Genomic DNA, 13,779 nt, shown 5'->3' on the forward strand with positions numbered 1-13,779 from the left:
GGTCCCTCCTTGGCCCGGCAGACACGTCATCACCGGCGAGGGTCTGTCCCCGCCGGCGAATTTCTTTCAGGCGGTCGTGAGGTTTCCCACGATCGCGGCCAGCCCTTGGCGCACCACCTCGATCTCGGCCATGGCGTCGATCTCGGTCAGGGTGCCGCGGGCGGCGTAATAGTCGATGAGCGGCGCGGTATCGGCGTGGTAGGCGTTGAGCCGCGTCCGCACCGTTTCGGCATTGTCATCGGGGCGGCGCTTCATCTGCGTGCCGCCGCATTTGTCGCAAGCGCCCGCCGCGGCGGGTTGCTTGAATTGGTCGTGATAGCCTTCGCCGCAGGAGGCGCAGGTGTAGCGGCCCGAGACGCGGCCCACCATCGCCTCGTCATCGACGACGAGGCTGATGACGGCGTCGATCTGCTGGCCGCGCGCGCCCATCAGATCGTCGAGCGCCGCAGCCTGACCGGCGGTGCGGGGAAACCCGTCGAGGATGATCCCCGCCGCCACATCGGGTTCGGCCAGCCGTTCGCGCAGCACGTTGAGGACGATGGCATCGCTGACAAGCTCGCCGCGTTCCATCACGGCCTTGGCGGCGAGACCGGCTTCGGTGCCCGCAGCGACGGCCCCCCGCAGGAGGTCGCCGGTCGAGAGCTGCACGAGGCCGAAGGCATCTTGCAGCATCCGCGCCTGCGTGCCCTTGCCCGCGCCCGGAGGCCCGAGCAGGATCAGGTTCACGGGGCGGGTGCGCGTGGCGGCGTCGGTCATCGCGGCGCTCACTGCTTGGCCCGGTTGGCGATCAGCTCATCGACCACCGACGGATCGGCGAGGGTGGAGGTGTCGCCAAGGCTGCCGAAATCATTCTCGGCGATCTTGCGCAGGATGCGGCGCATGATCTTGCCCGAGCGGGTCTTGGGCAGGCCGGGGGCCCATTGGATGACATCGGGCTTGGCGATCGGGCCGATTTCCTCGCGGACCCAGTCGGAGAGCTTTTTCTTGAGCTCGTCGGTGGGGGTCTCGTCGGCCATGAGGGTCACGTAGCAATAGATGCCCTGGCCCTTGATCGGATGCGGGTAGCCGACCACGGCGGCCTCGGACACGGCTTCGTGGGCGACGAGCGCGCTTTCGACCTCGGCGGTGCCCATGCGGTGGCCCGAGACGTTGATCACGTCATCGACGCGGCCGGTGATCCAGTAATCGCCATCCGCATCGCGGCGGCAGCCGTCGCCGGAGAAATAGTAGCCCTTGTAGTCGGAGAAATAGGTTTTCACGAAGCGGTCGTGATCGCCCCAGACGGTGCGCATCTGGCCCGGCCAGCTGTCGGCCAGAACCAGCACGCCCTCGACGCCATTGCCCTCGATCACCTCGCCGGAGGTGGGTTCGAGCACGAGCGGCTTGACCCCGAAGAAGGGCTTTTGAGCGGCACCCGGTTTCAGCTCATGCGCTCCGGGCAGCGGCGTCATCATGTGGCCGCCGGTTTCGGTCTGCCACCAGGTGTCGACGATGGGGCAGCGGCCCTTGCCGACATGGGTGTTGTACCAGTTCCACGCCTCGGGGTTGATCGGTTCGCCGACCGAGCCCAGCAGTTTCAGCGAGGAAAGGTCGTATTTGTTCACGTAATCCGGCCCCTTGCCCATCAGGGCGCGGATCGCGGTGGGGGCGGTGTAGAACTGGTTGACCTTGTGCTTTTCGCACACGGCCCAGAAGCGGCCGGCATCGGGATAGGTCGGCACGCCCTCGAACATGAGCGTGATCGCGCCGTTTGCCAGCGGACCATAGACGATGTAGCTGTGGCCGGTCACCCAACCCACGTCGGCGGTGCACCAGAAGATATCGCCGTCCTTGTAGTCGAAGGTCATCTGGTGGGTCAGCGAGGCATAGACCAGGTAGCCGCCGGTGGTGTGGACCACGCCCTTGGGCTGGCCGGTGGAGCCGGAGGTGTAGAGGATGAACAGCGGATCTTCGGCGTTCATTTCCTCGGGCGGGCAATCGGAAGAGACGCGGGCGGCGATATCGTCGTACCACACGTCGCGATCCTGGACCCAGGCGACCTGCTGGCCGGTGCGCTTGACGACAAGGCACTTGGCGTCATGGGTGACATGCAGCATGGCCTTGTTGACGTTGTCCTTGAGCTCGGTCACGCGGCCACCGCGCGGGGCGCCGTCGGAGGTGATGACGAGCTTGGCCTCGCAGCCGTTCATGCGCGCGGCGAGCGCGTCGGGCGAGAAGCCCGCGAAGACGATGGAATGGACCGCGCCGATCCGCGCGCAGGCGAGCATCGCATAGGCGGCTTCGGGGATCATCGGCAGGTAGATGACGACGCGGTCGCCCTTCCGGACGCCCAGTTCCTTGAGCACATTGGCGAAGCGGCCGACGTTTTCTGCCAGCTGGTTGTAGGTGATGTGCTGCGCCGGATCGGTCGGCTCATCAGGTTCGAAGATGATCGCGGTCTGGTCGCCGCGGGTGGCGAGATGGCGGTCGATGCAATTGGCGGCGACGTTCAGGGTGCCGTCCTCATACCACTTGATGTGGACATCGCCGGGCCCGAAGGAGGTGTTCTTGACCTTGGTGTAGGGCTTGATCCAGTCGATCCGCTTGCCCTGTTCACCCCAGAAGGCATCGGGGTCGGCGATGGATGCGGCATACATCTGGTCGTAGCGGGCGGCATCGACATGCGCATCGGGCAGAAGGCTGGGGCGGGTCTGGGTATCGGTGGTCAAGGTCTCTCTCTCCCTCAAGGTTACGCCTGGCAGGCGCAGGTCGAACAGGCAGCGACGGCCCTGGCACGGAACCGATGCGCGGTCTGCGGGATCGGGGCGCCATGTTCGACGCCCTGCGATCCTGTTGCCCCGGACGGGGCGATGTTCAGATGGTCAGCCTCCCCAACCTAACGGCCAATGTGCGGTGGCAACTTAGGGTCGGTCCTCGTGTTCCTTCCGACCCCTGTGCACGGTCCGCGACGACCGCCACATCCCCGAAGGCCACTGTCAAGCGCGACCCACGAGAATGTGAGGAAAAGATGACAGGTCACTGTCGAATCCAGAACATCTGACTGAGCGGCAAGCATTTTCTTGTAAAGTCCTTGCTCGACGCGGCGCAGAAAAAGTAAATAAATTTTCAGATCACGAAAAATTTAACTATTTTCAACACCTTGTCCGCGGGACCGTGTGTTCGCGCCCGATCAGGATGTGGCGGGATCGGCGTCGATGGCCCGCAGAACCCGGAAACTTTCGGTCAGCCAGGGCATCCGTTCGCGTCCGGGGCTGGCGAAACGATCCTCGATCAGGTCGCGGGCGCGTGCGGCGATCTGGGCGGGGATCGGGCCGCTCCAGTCCGTGGTGGCATAAAGCACGATCCGGCGTGACATCGGTTGGCCGGGCAGGGGATGGGCATCGATGCCGCCCGCGAACCTTCCTGCCCGCAACAGGCTGAGCGGGGTGGTGATGGTCCAGCCGGTGCCCCCGGCGACAAGCGCGCTGATCGACTGGTTGCTGTCCATCTCGAAGCGGTTGGGCAGGCTGAGGCCGGTCGCGGCAAGGTAGCGTTCGATCTGCTGGCCCATGACCTGGTCGGGGTCGCGGCGCAGGAAGGTCAGGCTGCGCAACGCGGCGAGCCCGCCGGCCACATCGGTGCCCTTGGGGACGGCAAGGATATAGGGGTCGTCGATCAGCGGATGGGTGAGGCTGCCGGCGGGGCTGGGGCTGCCCGCCGCGCAGATCGCGATATCAAGCTCGCGCCGCGCGATCTGGGCGTGGAGCGCGTGGCTGGCCCCGGTGACGAGCCGGAAGGCGCATTGCGTCATCGCCTCGGCCAGATCGGTGGCGAGCTGGGGCGTCACCTCGTTCTCGAAATCCTCGATCACGCCCAAGGACAGCGCCGACAGGTCGGCAAGGTCGAGCATCGCAAGCCCGCGCTGTCCCGCGCGCAGGGCCTGAAGCGCGGTTTCGGCCCGTTCGAGGAACAGGCGGCCCGCCGGGGTGAGGACCATGGGCCTGCGGGAATGGTCGACCAGTTCGACGCCGAGCGTCAGGCTGAGGTTGCGCAATTGCTGGGAGACGGCTGGCGCGCTGAGGCCCAGCCGTTCGGCGGTTTCGGCCACCGAGCCGGTGCGCGCGAGGGTCTCGAAGACTTCGAGCCCCCGCAATGTCAGGCCTTTGGGAAGGGTCTCGGGCATGTCAGGCTGTCACGATCCGTTCCGCGTGATCCGCGATCATGGCCGCAGTCTCGCCCCCGCGCCGGGGGGCGTCAATGGCGCAAGATCAGCCTTCGATCACCAGTTGCGGGAAACGGCGCGCGGTGTCGCGCATCGCGGCGGCCAGGCGTTCATAGGCCGGACCCGCCCCCGAGGCGGAGCGCCAGACAAGACCCACGGACCGGGCAAAACGCCGTCCCCGGAAGGGGCGGATCGCCACGTCGCGCGCGCGGCCCTCGATCTCGCTTTCGACATAGAGCGCGGGCAGGAAGGTGAGGCCCATGTTCATCGCCACCATCTGGCGCAGGGCATCGAGCGAGGTGCCTTCGTATTCGCGCGACAGATCGGCCCCGGTTTCGGCGCAGACCGCCGAGATCAGGTCATAGAGCGCATAGGCGGGCGAGAGTGACAGGATCGTCTGGTGGGTCAGATCCTCGTTCGTCAACATCTCGCGCGCGGCGAGTGGATGGCCGTTGGGCATGGCCACGGAAAGGGGTTCGCGGAACAGCCGGGCGGTCGAGAGGGTCGCGCCCGAGACGGGCAGCTGCGTCAGGATCAGGTCGTGGACGCCGTCGTGCAATTCGCGCAACAGGTCGCGCGGTGTCGCCTCGCGGATGTAGAGCCGCAGATCGGGGTTGGTTTCGCGCAGGTCGCCCACGACATGGGGCATGAGATAGGGGCCGAGCGTGACCGAGGTGCCCAGCCGGATCGTGCCGCCAAGCCCCGATTTCAGCGTGACCGACAGGTCGAGGATGCCCTGGGTCGCATCGAGGATTTCGCGCGCGCGGCGGGCGACCTCGCGCCCTGCGAGCGTGAGGCGCACCGGTCCGCGCCCGCGTTCCACGAGCGTCAGGCCAAGCGCGTCTTCGAGCGTCTTGATCTGCACAGACAGCGAGGGTTGCGAGATGCCGCAGCTTTCGGCGGCCTCGCGGAAATGCTGCGTTTCCTCGAGCGCGAGGAGATAGCGCATCTGGCGCAGCGTGATGGGAGGAGCGGAAATGGCCATGGCGAGGACGATAGGTTTTTCCAATCGGAAATCAATAGCGTTCGCCCTTCAAACTATGGTGCCAGCGCGCTACCTCTCACCCAGCCAAGCAATTGGTGTGGTGGAGCGTGGGCACGCACGCGCCACGACAGGAGGTCTTGCCAAGCTGGCGGTTGTCCCTTCCAGCGTTCACGGACGAGGCAAACCTCCCCTCCGGGTGCATCGCGGCGGTCCCTGCCGTCAACCGTTGCGATGCACCCGGGTCTTCTTTCGCTTCAGTCGACAACGGTGACTTCGGGCGCGGTCTTGCGCAGGATGCCGCGCAGGATCTGGGCCAGTTCGGCATATTCCGCCGCCCGTGCCGCGCGCGCCCGCCAGACCATGCCGACGGTGCGGAACGGCTGCGGGCCCGAGAGCGGGCGCGCGGTCACGAGGCGGTTCGGCTGCACCTCGGAACGGACGTAAAGGGCAGGCAGAAGCGACAGGCCAAGCCCCATCCCCACCATCTGGCGGATCGTGTCGAGCGAGGTCGCGCCGTAGTCGAGGCTGATCTGCGCACCGGTCGCGGCGCAGATCTGGCTGACCTGTTCGTGAAGCTTGTGGCCGGGTTCGAGCGACAGGATCGTTTCGCCGCGCAACCGGTCGCGCGGGATCGCCTGCAGCTGCGCCAAGGGGTGATCATTGGCCGCCACCGCCAGAAGCGGTTCGCGGAACAGCCGCGCGGTATCCAGATCGCCGCCGCGCACGGGCAGCGGGATGAACAGGAGGTCAAGGCCCCCCTCGTCCAGCCGGGTCATGAGATCGCTGGCGATGCCCTCGCGCACATAAAGGCGCAGATCGGGGTGGGCGGCATGCAGGTCGGGGATGACGAGCGGCAGGAAATAGGAGCCGAGCGAGGCCACGACGCCCACCCGGATCGTGCCGCCGAGCGGTTGGCGCCCGCGGCCTGCCAATTCGGTGATTTCCTCGACCTCGCGCAGGATGCGGCGGGCGCGCACCGCGATCTCGTGACCTTCGGGGGTCATCACGACCCGCGCGCGCGAGCGTTCGACCAGTTGCAGGCCCAGTTTCGTCTCGAGCGCGGCAAGCTGCGCCGAAAGCGTGGGTTGGGTCACATGGGCGCGGTCGGCGGCCCGCCCGAAATGCAGGGTTTCGTCGATGAGCGCGAGGTAGCGGAGTTGCTGAAGCGTCGGCATGGGGATCTGATATAGATGATTTCTATGAAAAGCCAGTTTCGTTTCGATTGGACCTATGACGCATCGCACCCTAGCTGGTGTCCCGCGAATGGGGTTCGGGGGCCATGCAGCGGTTCGGGTCGGTTCTGGCGGTCTTGGGCGATGGGGATGCGCCGGGCGCAATCTGCGCCTTGGCGACCGATGTCGCGCGTGCGGACAGGGCGGCGCTGACCTTTGTCGACGTGATCGCGGATGCGGCGGTTCCAGACAGCAAGATCGCGGCGCGCCGGGACGGTCTGGCCGAGGCGGTGGCTGCGGCGGATGTCGTGGGGATCGCGGCATCGGAGGCCTTGCTGCACGGCGACCCGGCGGTCGAGGTGATCCGGATGGTCCTGCGCGAAGGGCATGATCTGGTGCTGGTGGGCGAAGGGTCGGGGGCCGAGACGGTTGCGCGGCTTTTGGCCGATTGCCCCTGCCCCGTCTGGCGGGTGGGGCAGGGCCGACCCGCAGGCGTGGTGGCGCTCATGCCCGAGGGGGACGGGCCGGAGGCGGCAGGTGTGACGCGCATGGCCGAAGCGCTGGCGCGCGTTTTGGGCGGGGTGGCACCGGCCATCGCCAGGGGCGATGCCGAGGTCCGTGTGACGGCGCAGGAGGTTCTGGTCGGCCTGGCGCATGAGGTCGCGCGGGCTGGCGCGGCATCGGTGCTGGCGATCAAGCCCGAGGGTTTCGTGTCGCCCGTCACGCTGGAGGCGGCACCGCAGGACAAGGACGCGCGCATCGCCGTGCGCGGCAAAGCGAAAGGGTAGGGACAGGTGGCGAAATCAGGGGCAGAGGTGGCGCGCGTCTATGGCGGGCCTTCGGGCTGGATCTCGGTTGCGATCCCGGCGGCGATCTTCGTCTGGATGCTGCAATACACGGGCGCGGTGGCCGCGGGCCAGCCGGTGCTTTTGGGCGTGGATTGGGTGCCGTCAATGGACATCCGCCTGTCGGTGCTGATCGACGGTCTGAGCCTGACCTTTGCGCTTCTGATCTCGGGGATCGGGACGCTGGTGACGCTCTATTCCACCAAGTACCTGGGCAATCACCCGGAATATCCGCGTTTCGTGCTGTTCTTGATGCTGTTCATGGTGGGCATGCTGGGGCTGGTGCTGTCGGACAACCTGATCGCGCTCTTCGTGTTCTGGGAGATCACGACGATCTCGTCCTACCTGCTGATCGGCTTTTCCTCGGACGAGGCGAAATCGCGGCGGTCCGCGCTTCAGGCGCTCTTGGTCACGGGGACGGGGGGATTGGCGTTCCTGGCGGGGATCATCCTGCTTGGCACTGTCGCGGGGTCCTTCGAGCTGTCCGTGGTGCTGGGGCAGGGTGATCTGATCCGGGCGCATCCGCTGTATCCTGCGATCCTGATCCTGTTCCTTGCGGGCGCCTTCACCAAATCGGCGCAGTTTCCGTTCCATTTCTGGCTGCCCAATGCCATGGCGGCACCCACGCCCGTGTCGGCCTATCTGCATTCGGCGACCATGGTGAAGGGCGGCGTCTACCTGATGGCGCGGATGAACCCGGCGCTTGGCGGGACCGATGCGTGGTTCTGGGCGCTGGTGATCGCGGGTGGGTTCACCACCGTTTTCGCGAGCGTGCTGGCGATCCGGCAGACGGATATCAAGCAGGTGCTGGCCTATACGACGCTGATGGCGCTGGGCGCGCTGACGCTGTTCATCGGGGCGGGGACTGCTGCGGCGATCACGGGGATGATGGCCTTCCTTGTCGTCCATTCGCTCTACAAGGCGGCCTTGTTCCTGATGATCGGGATCGTGGATCACGAGACCGGGACACGCGATGTGGACACGCTGCGCGGTCTGGGGCGCAAGATGCCGCTGACCTTCCTTGGGGGGGCGATTGCCGCGCTGTCGATGGCGGGTATCCCGCCGCTGGTGGGCTTCATCGGCAAGGAATTTCTCTACAAGGCGGGTCTGGACATGGACCGCGCGACGCTGTGGATCACCGGCACGATCTTTGCCGCATCGGCGCTGATGTTCGTGGCGGCGGGAATCTCGGTTCTGCGGCCCTTTACGGGCAAGCTGGCACCCACGCCCCAGACCCCGCATGAGGGGCCGTGGGCGATGTGGATCGGGCCGCTTTTGCTGGGCAGCCTGTCGCTTGGGTTCGGGCTGTTCCCCGACACGCTGGAGGCCTGGTTCGTGGCCCCCGGCACCTGGGCCGTCTATGGCGATTACGGCTATGCGGTCGACCTCTACCTGTTCCGGGAGGTGAACGCCGCCTTCCTGCTGTCCTTGGCGACATTCGCCACCGGTGCCGTGCTTTACGCGATCCATCGTCCGCTGCGCGGATGGCTGGGCCGGGTGTTCGAGGCCAATCCGATCAAGTTCGATCCGGGTTGGGACCGGGTGCTGGACGGTTTGAAGGCCTTGGCCGGGTGGCAGACGCGCCTCCTGCAATCGGGGGTGTTGCAGCGCTATATCTTCACCGTTTTCCTGACGCTGGCGGTAGGCATCGGGGCCACGATCTGGGCCAAGGATGCGATGGATTTCCGCATCGATTGGGTGGGCGCGGTCGATGGCTTGCAGTTCAAGCATTGGGCGGTCGTCGTCTTTGTCACGGCAGGTGCGATCCTGACCGCGATCACGTCGAGCCGGATGACCGCCATCGCCGCGCTGGGCGTGGTGGGGATCGGGGTTGCGCTGATCTTCATCATCTTCAGCGCGCCCGATGTGGCCATCACGCAATTGCTGGTCGAGGTGCTGGTCGTCGTGCTGGTCGCCGTCGCCATGCTGAAGCTGCCGCAGCTGGGGCTGGCGCGCGACCGCAAGCGGCGGCCTGTTCATGCGGCACTCGCGGGTGTCATCGGCGTCTTGGTGACGATGGTGATGATCGGCGTGGTGCAGGGCGATATCGACCGCCGCCTGACCGATTTCTTCGAGGTCGCAAGCTGGCCCGAAGCCTATGGGCGCAACATCGTCAACGTCATCCTGGTCGATTTCCGCGCCATCGACACATTCGGCGAGATCGCCGTGGTCGTGATCGCGGCGCTGGCGGCCTACGCGCTGTTGCGCGGCACCCGCTATGACCGAACCGAGGACAAGCCGGAGGACCGGACATGATGAATTCAATCATCCTCAATGCCGCGACGCGGCTGGTCGTGGCGCTTTTGTTGCTGTTCTCGGTCTTCATGCTGCTCAGGGGCCATAACCTGCCGGGGGGCGGGTTCATCGGCGGTCTGATCGGGGCCACGGGGTTCGTGCTGCATTCCATCGCCATGGGCGCGCAGGCCACGCGCGAGACGTTGCGCTACGAGCCGCAGAATATCGCCATGATCGGTTTGGGCATCGCGCTGGCCACAGGGGTTTTCGCGGTGTTTTTCGGGGATGCGTTCTTTACCGGCCAATGGTGGTTCGCGGGCGCCGACCCGACCGATCCCGATGACAAGGGCATCCCGATCAGTTCCGTCCTTGTCTTCGACATCGGGGTCTACCTGGTGGTGTTCGGGTCGCTTCTGACCCTTGTCCTCGCGCTGGAGGAGGAAGTCTGATGGAACTGCTGATCGCCATCATGGTCGGTGTGCTGGTCGCGGCCTCGGTCTACCTGATGCTGGCGCGCAACGTGCTGCGCTTTCTGTTCGGGCTGATCCTGATCTCGAACGCGGCGAACCTTGTCATCTTCGCCTCGGGGCGGCTGACGCCGCAATCGCCGCCGCTGATCCCCGAAGGCGCGGATGCGCCGGTGGAACTGGTCGCCAATGCGCTGCCGCAGGCGCTGGTGCTGACGGCCATCGTGATCGGCTTTGGCCTGTTCGCCTTTGCGCTGACACTGGTCTACCGGACCTATCAGAACCTCGGGACGCTGAATTCCGACGAGATGCGGCTGGCCGAGCCGCTGGAGACACAGGCGGAGGCGCGCAAATGAGCTGGGTTCTGGCTAGCCCCATCATCATCCCCTTTGCCACCGCCGTGCTGGCCTTCCTGTTCCGGGCGGGGCCCGAGGGGCGCTGGCTGTCGGTGATCGGGTCGGCGGCGCTGTTGATCGCGTCGATCGTGCTGATGGTCGAGGTGCTGGATCAAGGCGTGATCGCCGCGCAGATGGGGGAATGGGCCGCGCCCTTCGGCATCACGCTGGTGGCCGACCTGTTGTCGGCGGTGATGGTGGTGATCACGGGCATCACGGGTCTTGCCGTGGCAATCTATGCGCTGGCCGATATCGACGAGAAGAAAGAGAGCCTTGGCTATCACGCGCTGTTCCAGGTCCTGCTGGCGGGTGTGTGCGGGGCCTTCCTGACCGGGGATATCTTCAACCTCTATGTCTGGTTCGAGGTGATGCTGATCGCGTCCTTCGGATTGCTGATCCTTGGCGGCAGCAAGGTGCAGCTGGATGGCGGGATCAAGTATGTCACGCTCAACCTGATCTCGACGATCCTGTTCCTGTCGGGGGTGGGCCTGCTGTACGGCATGACCGGGACGCTCAACATGGCGGACCTGCATGGCGCGGTGCAGGAGGTCGACAACCCCGGCCTCTTGGTCGTGGTGGCGGTGATGTTCATGATCGCCTTTGGCGTCAAGGCGGCGGTGTTCCCCTTGTTCTTCTGGTTGCCGGCCAGCTACCACACGCCCGCTTTCGCCGTTTCCGCGATCTTTGCGGGGCTTTTGACCAAGGTGGGGGTCTATGCGCTGATCCGGACCTTCACGCTGATCTTCACCACCGATGTGCCCTATACCCATACGATCCTGTTGTGGGTCGCGGGTTTCACCATGGTCACGGGGGTTCTGGGCGCGGCCGCGATGAACGATTTCCGGCGCATCCTGTCGTTCCACATCGTGAGCCAGATCGGCTACATGATCCTGGGTCTGGCGCTGTTCACCCCGCTCGCCATCGTGGGGGCGGTGTTCTACCTGGTCCACCACATCATCGTGAAGGCGAACCTGTTCCTTGTCGCGGGCGTGGCCGAGCGGATCGCGGGGTCGACCGATCTGGACCGGATCGGGGGGCTTTACCGCTACGCGCCTTTCCTTGGGCTGTTGTTCCTGATCCCGGCGTTTTCGCTGGCAGGGTTCCCGCCCTTGTCGGGGTTCTGGGCGAAATACGTGCTGATCAAGGCCTCGCTCGACGCCGAGGGGTACCTGATCGCGGGTGTCGCGCTGGCGGTCGGTCTGCTCACGATCTATTCGATGACGAAAATCTGGGGCAACGCCTTCTGGAAGCCGCATCCCGACGGGGTGGAACCGCGCCTGTCGCGCCTGTCCGGCAAGGATCGCGCGGCCTTTTTGTCGCCCATCGCGGCGCTGGCCATCCTGACCTGCATCATCGGCTTTTTCCCCGAACCCTTCGTGCAATTCGCAGAGAGATCGGCGGCGCAGCTTCTGGACCCGAGCGATTATATCACGGCGGTTCTGGGTGAGCCCCTGATCACGCCCGTCGCGGCGGAACCTGTCGCGGTCGAGATGATCGCAAGCGAGACCGTCACCCCGGCCGAGGAGGTGCAGCAATGATCCCCATTTTCCTGCTCAACATCGCGCTTGCGGTGGCCTGGGCCGCGCTGACCGGCAACATCACGCTGGGCGGTCTGTTGGTGGGTTTCGTTCTGGGCTCGCTGTGCCTGTACGTGACGCGACCGCTGTATCCCGGCTGCGACAGCTATTTCCGGCGCGCGGGCAAATGGGCCAAGCTGATCGTCCTGTTCCTGTATGAACTGGTCGTGTCGTCGTTGCAGGTGGTCTGGGATGTGCTGACGCCCGCGCACAAGTCGCGGCCCGGCATCATCTCGGTCCCGCTGACGGTGCGGCGCGAGCTGGATGTGCTGTTGGTAACGAACCTGATCACGCTGACGCCGGGGACGCTGAGCCTCGATGTGACGGATGACGGCAAGACGCTCTATATCCACGCGATGTTCGCCGATGATCCCGACGAGATCCGTCGCCAGATCACGGAAGGGATGGAGCGTTGGGTGATCGAGGCGACGGAGTGAGCATGATGGATATCCTGGAAATCGCGGTCGATCTGAGTTTCATCCTTGTCATGCTGGGCGTCGTCTTTGCCTTTGTCCGGCTGGTGATCGGCCCGACCCTGTCGGACCGGGTGGTGGCGCTGGACATGATGACGGTGCTTTTGGTCAGTTTCTGCGGGCTTTACGCGATCTTGTCGGACGATACGGCCTTTATCGACGTGGCGATCGTGCTGGCGCTGGTGGGGTTCTTGGCCACGGTCGCGCTGGCCCGCTTCGTGGAGCGGCGCAAGGCGCGGGCCGTCGCGCCCGAGCATGGAGAGGAGCAGGGCGATGATTGACTGGCTGATGGCCGCGATGGTGGTTCTGGGCGGGTTCTTCTGCTTTGTCGCGGGGCTTGGCATCTTGCGGCTGCCCGATGTGCTGATCCGGATGCATGCCTCGACCAAGGCGGGAACGCTGGGGGCTGGCCTGATCCTGGGGGCGGGGGCCGTCTATTTCGGGGATGGGGCGACGATCACGCGGGCCCTGGCCGCGATCTTGTTCCTGCTGCTCACGGCACCGGTGGCCGCCCATATGATCGGGCGGGCGGCCTTCCGCGACGGCGTGCCCCTGTGGAAGACGAAAATCGAGCCGGGGGCCGAGGAAAACCTGCGCCGCTGAACCGGGCCTGTCAGGTCTGGAGAAAGGCGTGGGTGCCGTCGGGCTTGATCGCCACGGCGCTGAGGCGACCGGTGGACCAGGCGCCGGTATCGAGCGCGATACGGCCCTCGCGGGCGTCGGGCCTGTCCTGCGGGACATGGCCATGCGCGATCCAGGCATCATCGCCGCGCGGGGCGCTGTCGAATTCGGGATGGCCCCACAAGAGGACGCGCGCGGTCTGATCGTCCATCGGGCGCGAAGGGTCGGCGCCGGCATGCACCGCCCAGAGATTGCCCGAGGACCATGACAGCGGCAGCGCCTCGAGCCAGTCGCGGGTATCGCGGCCAAGCGAGGTGGCAAGGCGGCTTGCGGCCGTTTCCCAGGCATCAGGCGGCGCATTGGTGCCGAGATCTTCGGGGTCGATGCGGAACCCCATCAGGGTCGCATCGCCGCCCGCGCGCAGCCAGCGCGGGCCGCGTTGGGCGGGATCGGCCAGGAAATCCAGCATCATGCGTTCATGGTCGCCCATGAGGCAGGTGACATTGTCCGGGAAATCGCGGGTCAGTTCGCGCAGCCGCGCCAGAACGCCCGCGCTGTCGGGGCCATGGTCGATGTAGTCGCCGACAAAGACGAGCTGTGGGTCTTCCGCCCCGCTGCCGCCGATATGGGCGTCGACCAGTTCGAGGATCAGTTCAAGCAGGTCGGCGCGCCCGTGCAGATCGCCCACGATATAGGTGGCCGCAGCCGGGCGCGGCAGATCGGGTGCCGCGGCACCCGCAGAGGGCTGTTTGGCTTTGGTCCCGAAAAGGGAGCGGAGTGAACGCAACATGCCTGTCACCTGCGCGCT

General features: G+C 65.8%; 14 protein-coding genes. 8 read left to right on the plus strand and 6 right to left on the minus strand.

What is annotated here, in order from left to right; translation table 11 throughout:
* Nucleotides 1–66: 66 nt before the first annotated feature.
* From AABA51_RS01775 to AABA51_RS01795, 5 genes are all read right to left on the minus strand, one after another.
* Nucleotides 67–756: an adenylate kinase gene (locus AABA51_RS01775; protein WP_338273817.1), complete on the minus strand. Its 690-nt coding sequence runs from the start codon at nucleotides 754–756 to the stop codon at nucleotides 67–69.
* 8 nt (nucleotides 757–764) lie between these two features.
* Entirely contained in the window at nucleotides 765–2,708 is a 1,944-nt protein-coding gene (acs, locus tag AABA51_RS01780; RefSeq protein WP_338273819.1) for an acetate--CoA ligase, read from the minus strand.
* 461 nt (nucleotides 2,709–3,169) lie between these two features.
* The gene (locus AABA51_RS01785) at nucleotides 3,170–4,162 is read right to left on the minus strand and encodes a LysR family transcriptional regulator (RefSeq protein WP_338273821.1); all 993 of its coding nucleotides are present in this window, start codon (nucleotides 4,160–4,162) and stop codon (nucleotides 3,170–3,172) included.
* An 85-nt stretch (nucleotides 4,163–4,247) separates the two neighbouring features.
* Nucleotides 4,248–5,186 carry a hydrogen peroxide-inducible genes activator gene (locus tag AABA51_RS01790; protein ID WP_338273823.1) on the minus strand — a complete coding sequence of 313 codons (939 nt, stop codon included), beginning with the start codon at nucleotides 5,184–5,186 and terminating at the stop codon, nucleotides 4,248–4,250.
* Nucleotides 5,187–5,440: 254 nt separating this feature from the next.
* On the minus strand, nucleotides 5,441–6,361 hold the full coding sequence (locus tag AABA51_RS01795) for a hydrogen peroxide-inducible genes activator (protein WP_338273825.1): 921 nt from the start codon (nucleotides 6,359–6,361) through the stop codon (nucleotides 5,441–5,443).
* A gap of 77 nt (nucleotides 6,362–6,438) precedes the next feature.
* Here AABA51_RS01795 and AABA51_RS01800 point away from each other — a divergent pair, with 77 nt between their 5' ends.
* The 8 genes from AABA51_RS01800 to mnhG are packed head-to-tail and all read left to right on the plus strand — an operon-like array spanning nucleotide 6,439 to nucleotide 12,953.
* Entirely contained in the window at nucleotides 6,439–7,146 is a 708-nt protein-coding gene (locus AABA51_RS01800; RefSeq protein WP_338273827.1) for a hypothetical protein, read from the plus strand.
* Between the two features lie 6 nt (nucleotides 7,147–7,152).
* The gene (locus AABA51_RS01805) at nucleotides 7,153–9,459 is read left to right on the plus strand and encodes a putative monovalent cation/H+ antiporter subunit A (protein ID WP_338273829.1); all 2,307 of its coding nucleotides are present in this window, start codon (nucleotides 7,153–7,155) and stop codon (nucleotides 9,457–9,459) included.
* On the plus strand, nucleotides 9,456–9,887 hold the full coding sequence (locus AABA51_RS01810; RefSeq protein ID WP_338273831.1) for a Na+/H+ antiporter subunit B: 432 nt from the start codon (nucleotides 9,456–9,458) through the stop codon (nucleotides 9,885–9,887). Before AABA51_RS01805 ends, AABA51_RS01810 begins: the two co-directional genes overlap by 4 nt.
* Nucleotides 9,887–10,261, plus strand: a complete 375-nt coding sequence (locus AABA51_RS01815; protein ID WP_338273833.1) for a Na+/H+ antiporter subunit C — start codon at nucleotides 9,887–9,889, stop codon at nucleotides 10,259–10,261. Before AABA51_RS01810 ends, AABA51_RS01815 begins: the two co-directional genes overlap by 1 nt.
* Nucleotides 10,258–11,838, plus strand: a complete 1,581-nt coding sequence (locus AABA51_RS01820; protein ID WP_338273835.1) for a Na+/H+ antiporter subunit D — start codon at nucleotides 10,258–10,260, stop codon at nucleotides 11,836–11,838. The genes AABA51_RS01815 and AABA51_RS01820 overlap by 4 nt, the downstream gene beginning before the upstream one ends.
* Nucleotides 11,835–12,314, plus strand: a complete 480-nt coding sequence (locus tag AABA51_RS01825; protein WP_338273836.1) for a Na+/H+ antiporter subunit E — start codon at nucleotides 11,835–11,837, stop codon at nucleotides 12,312–12,314. Before AABA51_RS01820 ends, AABA51_RS01825 begins: the two co-directional genes overlap by 4 nt.
* Nucleotides 12,315–12,316: 2 nt before the next feature.
* Entirely contained in the window at nucleotides 12,317–12,631 is a 315-nt protein-coding gene (locus AABA51_RS01830; protein WP_338273839.1) for a cation:proton antiporter, read from the plus strand.
* Nucleotides 12,624–12,953 (plus strand): monovalent cation/H(+) antiporter subunit G, encoded by a 330-nt coding sequence (gene mnhG, locus AABA51_RS01835; RefSeq protein ID WP_338273840.1) that lies wholly within the window; start codon nucleotides 12,624–12,626, stop codon nucleotides 12,951–12,953. The genes AABA51_RS01830 and mnhG overlap by 8 nt, the downstream gene beginning before the upstream one ends.
* 10 nt (nucleotides 12,954–12,963) lie before the next feature.
* Here mnhG and AABA51_RS01840 read toward each other — a convergent pair whose 3' ends face one another.
* Nucleotides 12,964–13,761, minus strand: coding sequence for a metallophosphoesterase family protein (locus tag AABA51_RS01840; protein ID WP_338273842.1), 798 nt, complete (start codon nucleotides 13,759–13,761; stop codon nucleotides 12,964–12,966).
* Nucleotides 13,762–13,779: the final 18 nt, after the last annotated feature.

Source organism: Roseicyclus marinus, from assembly GCF_036322625.1.
Taxonomy (GTDB): Bacteria; Pseudomonadota; Alphaproteobacteria; order Rhodobacterales; family Rhodobacteraceae; genus Roseicyclus; species Roseicyclus marinus_A.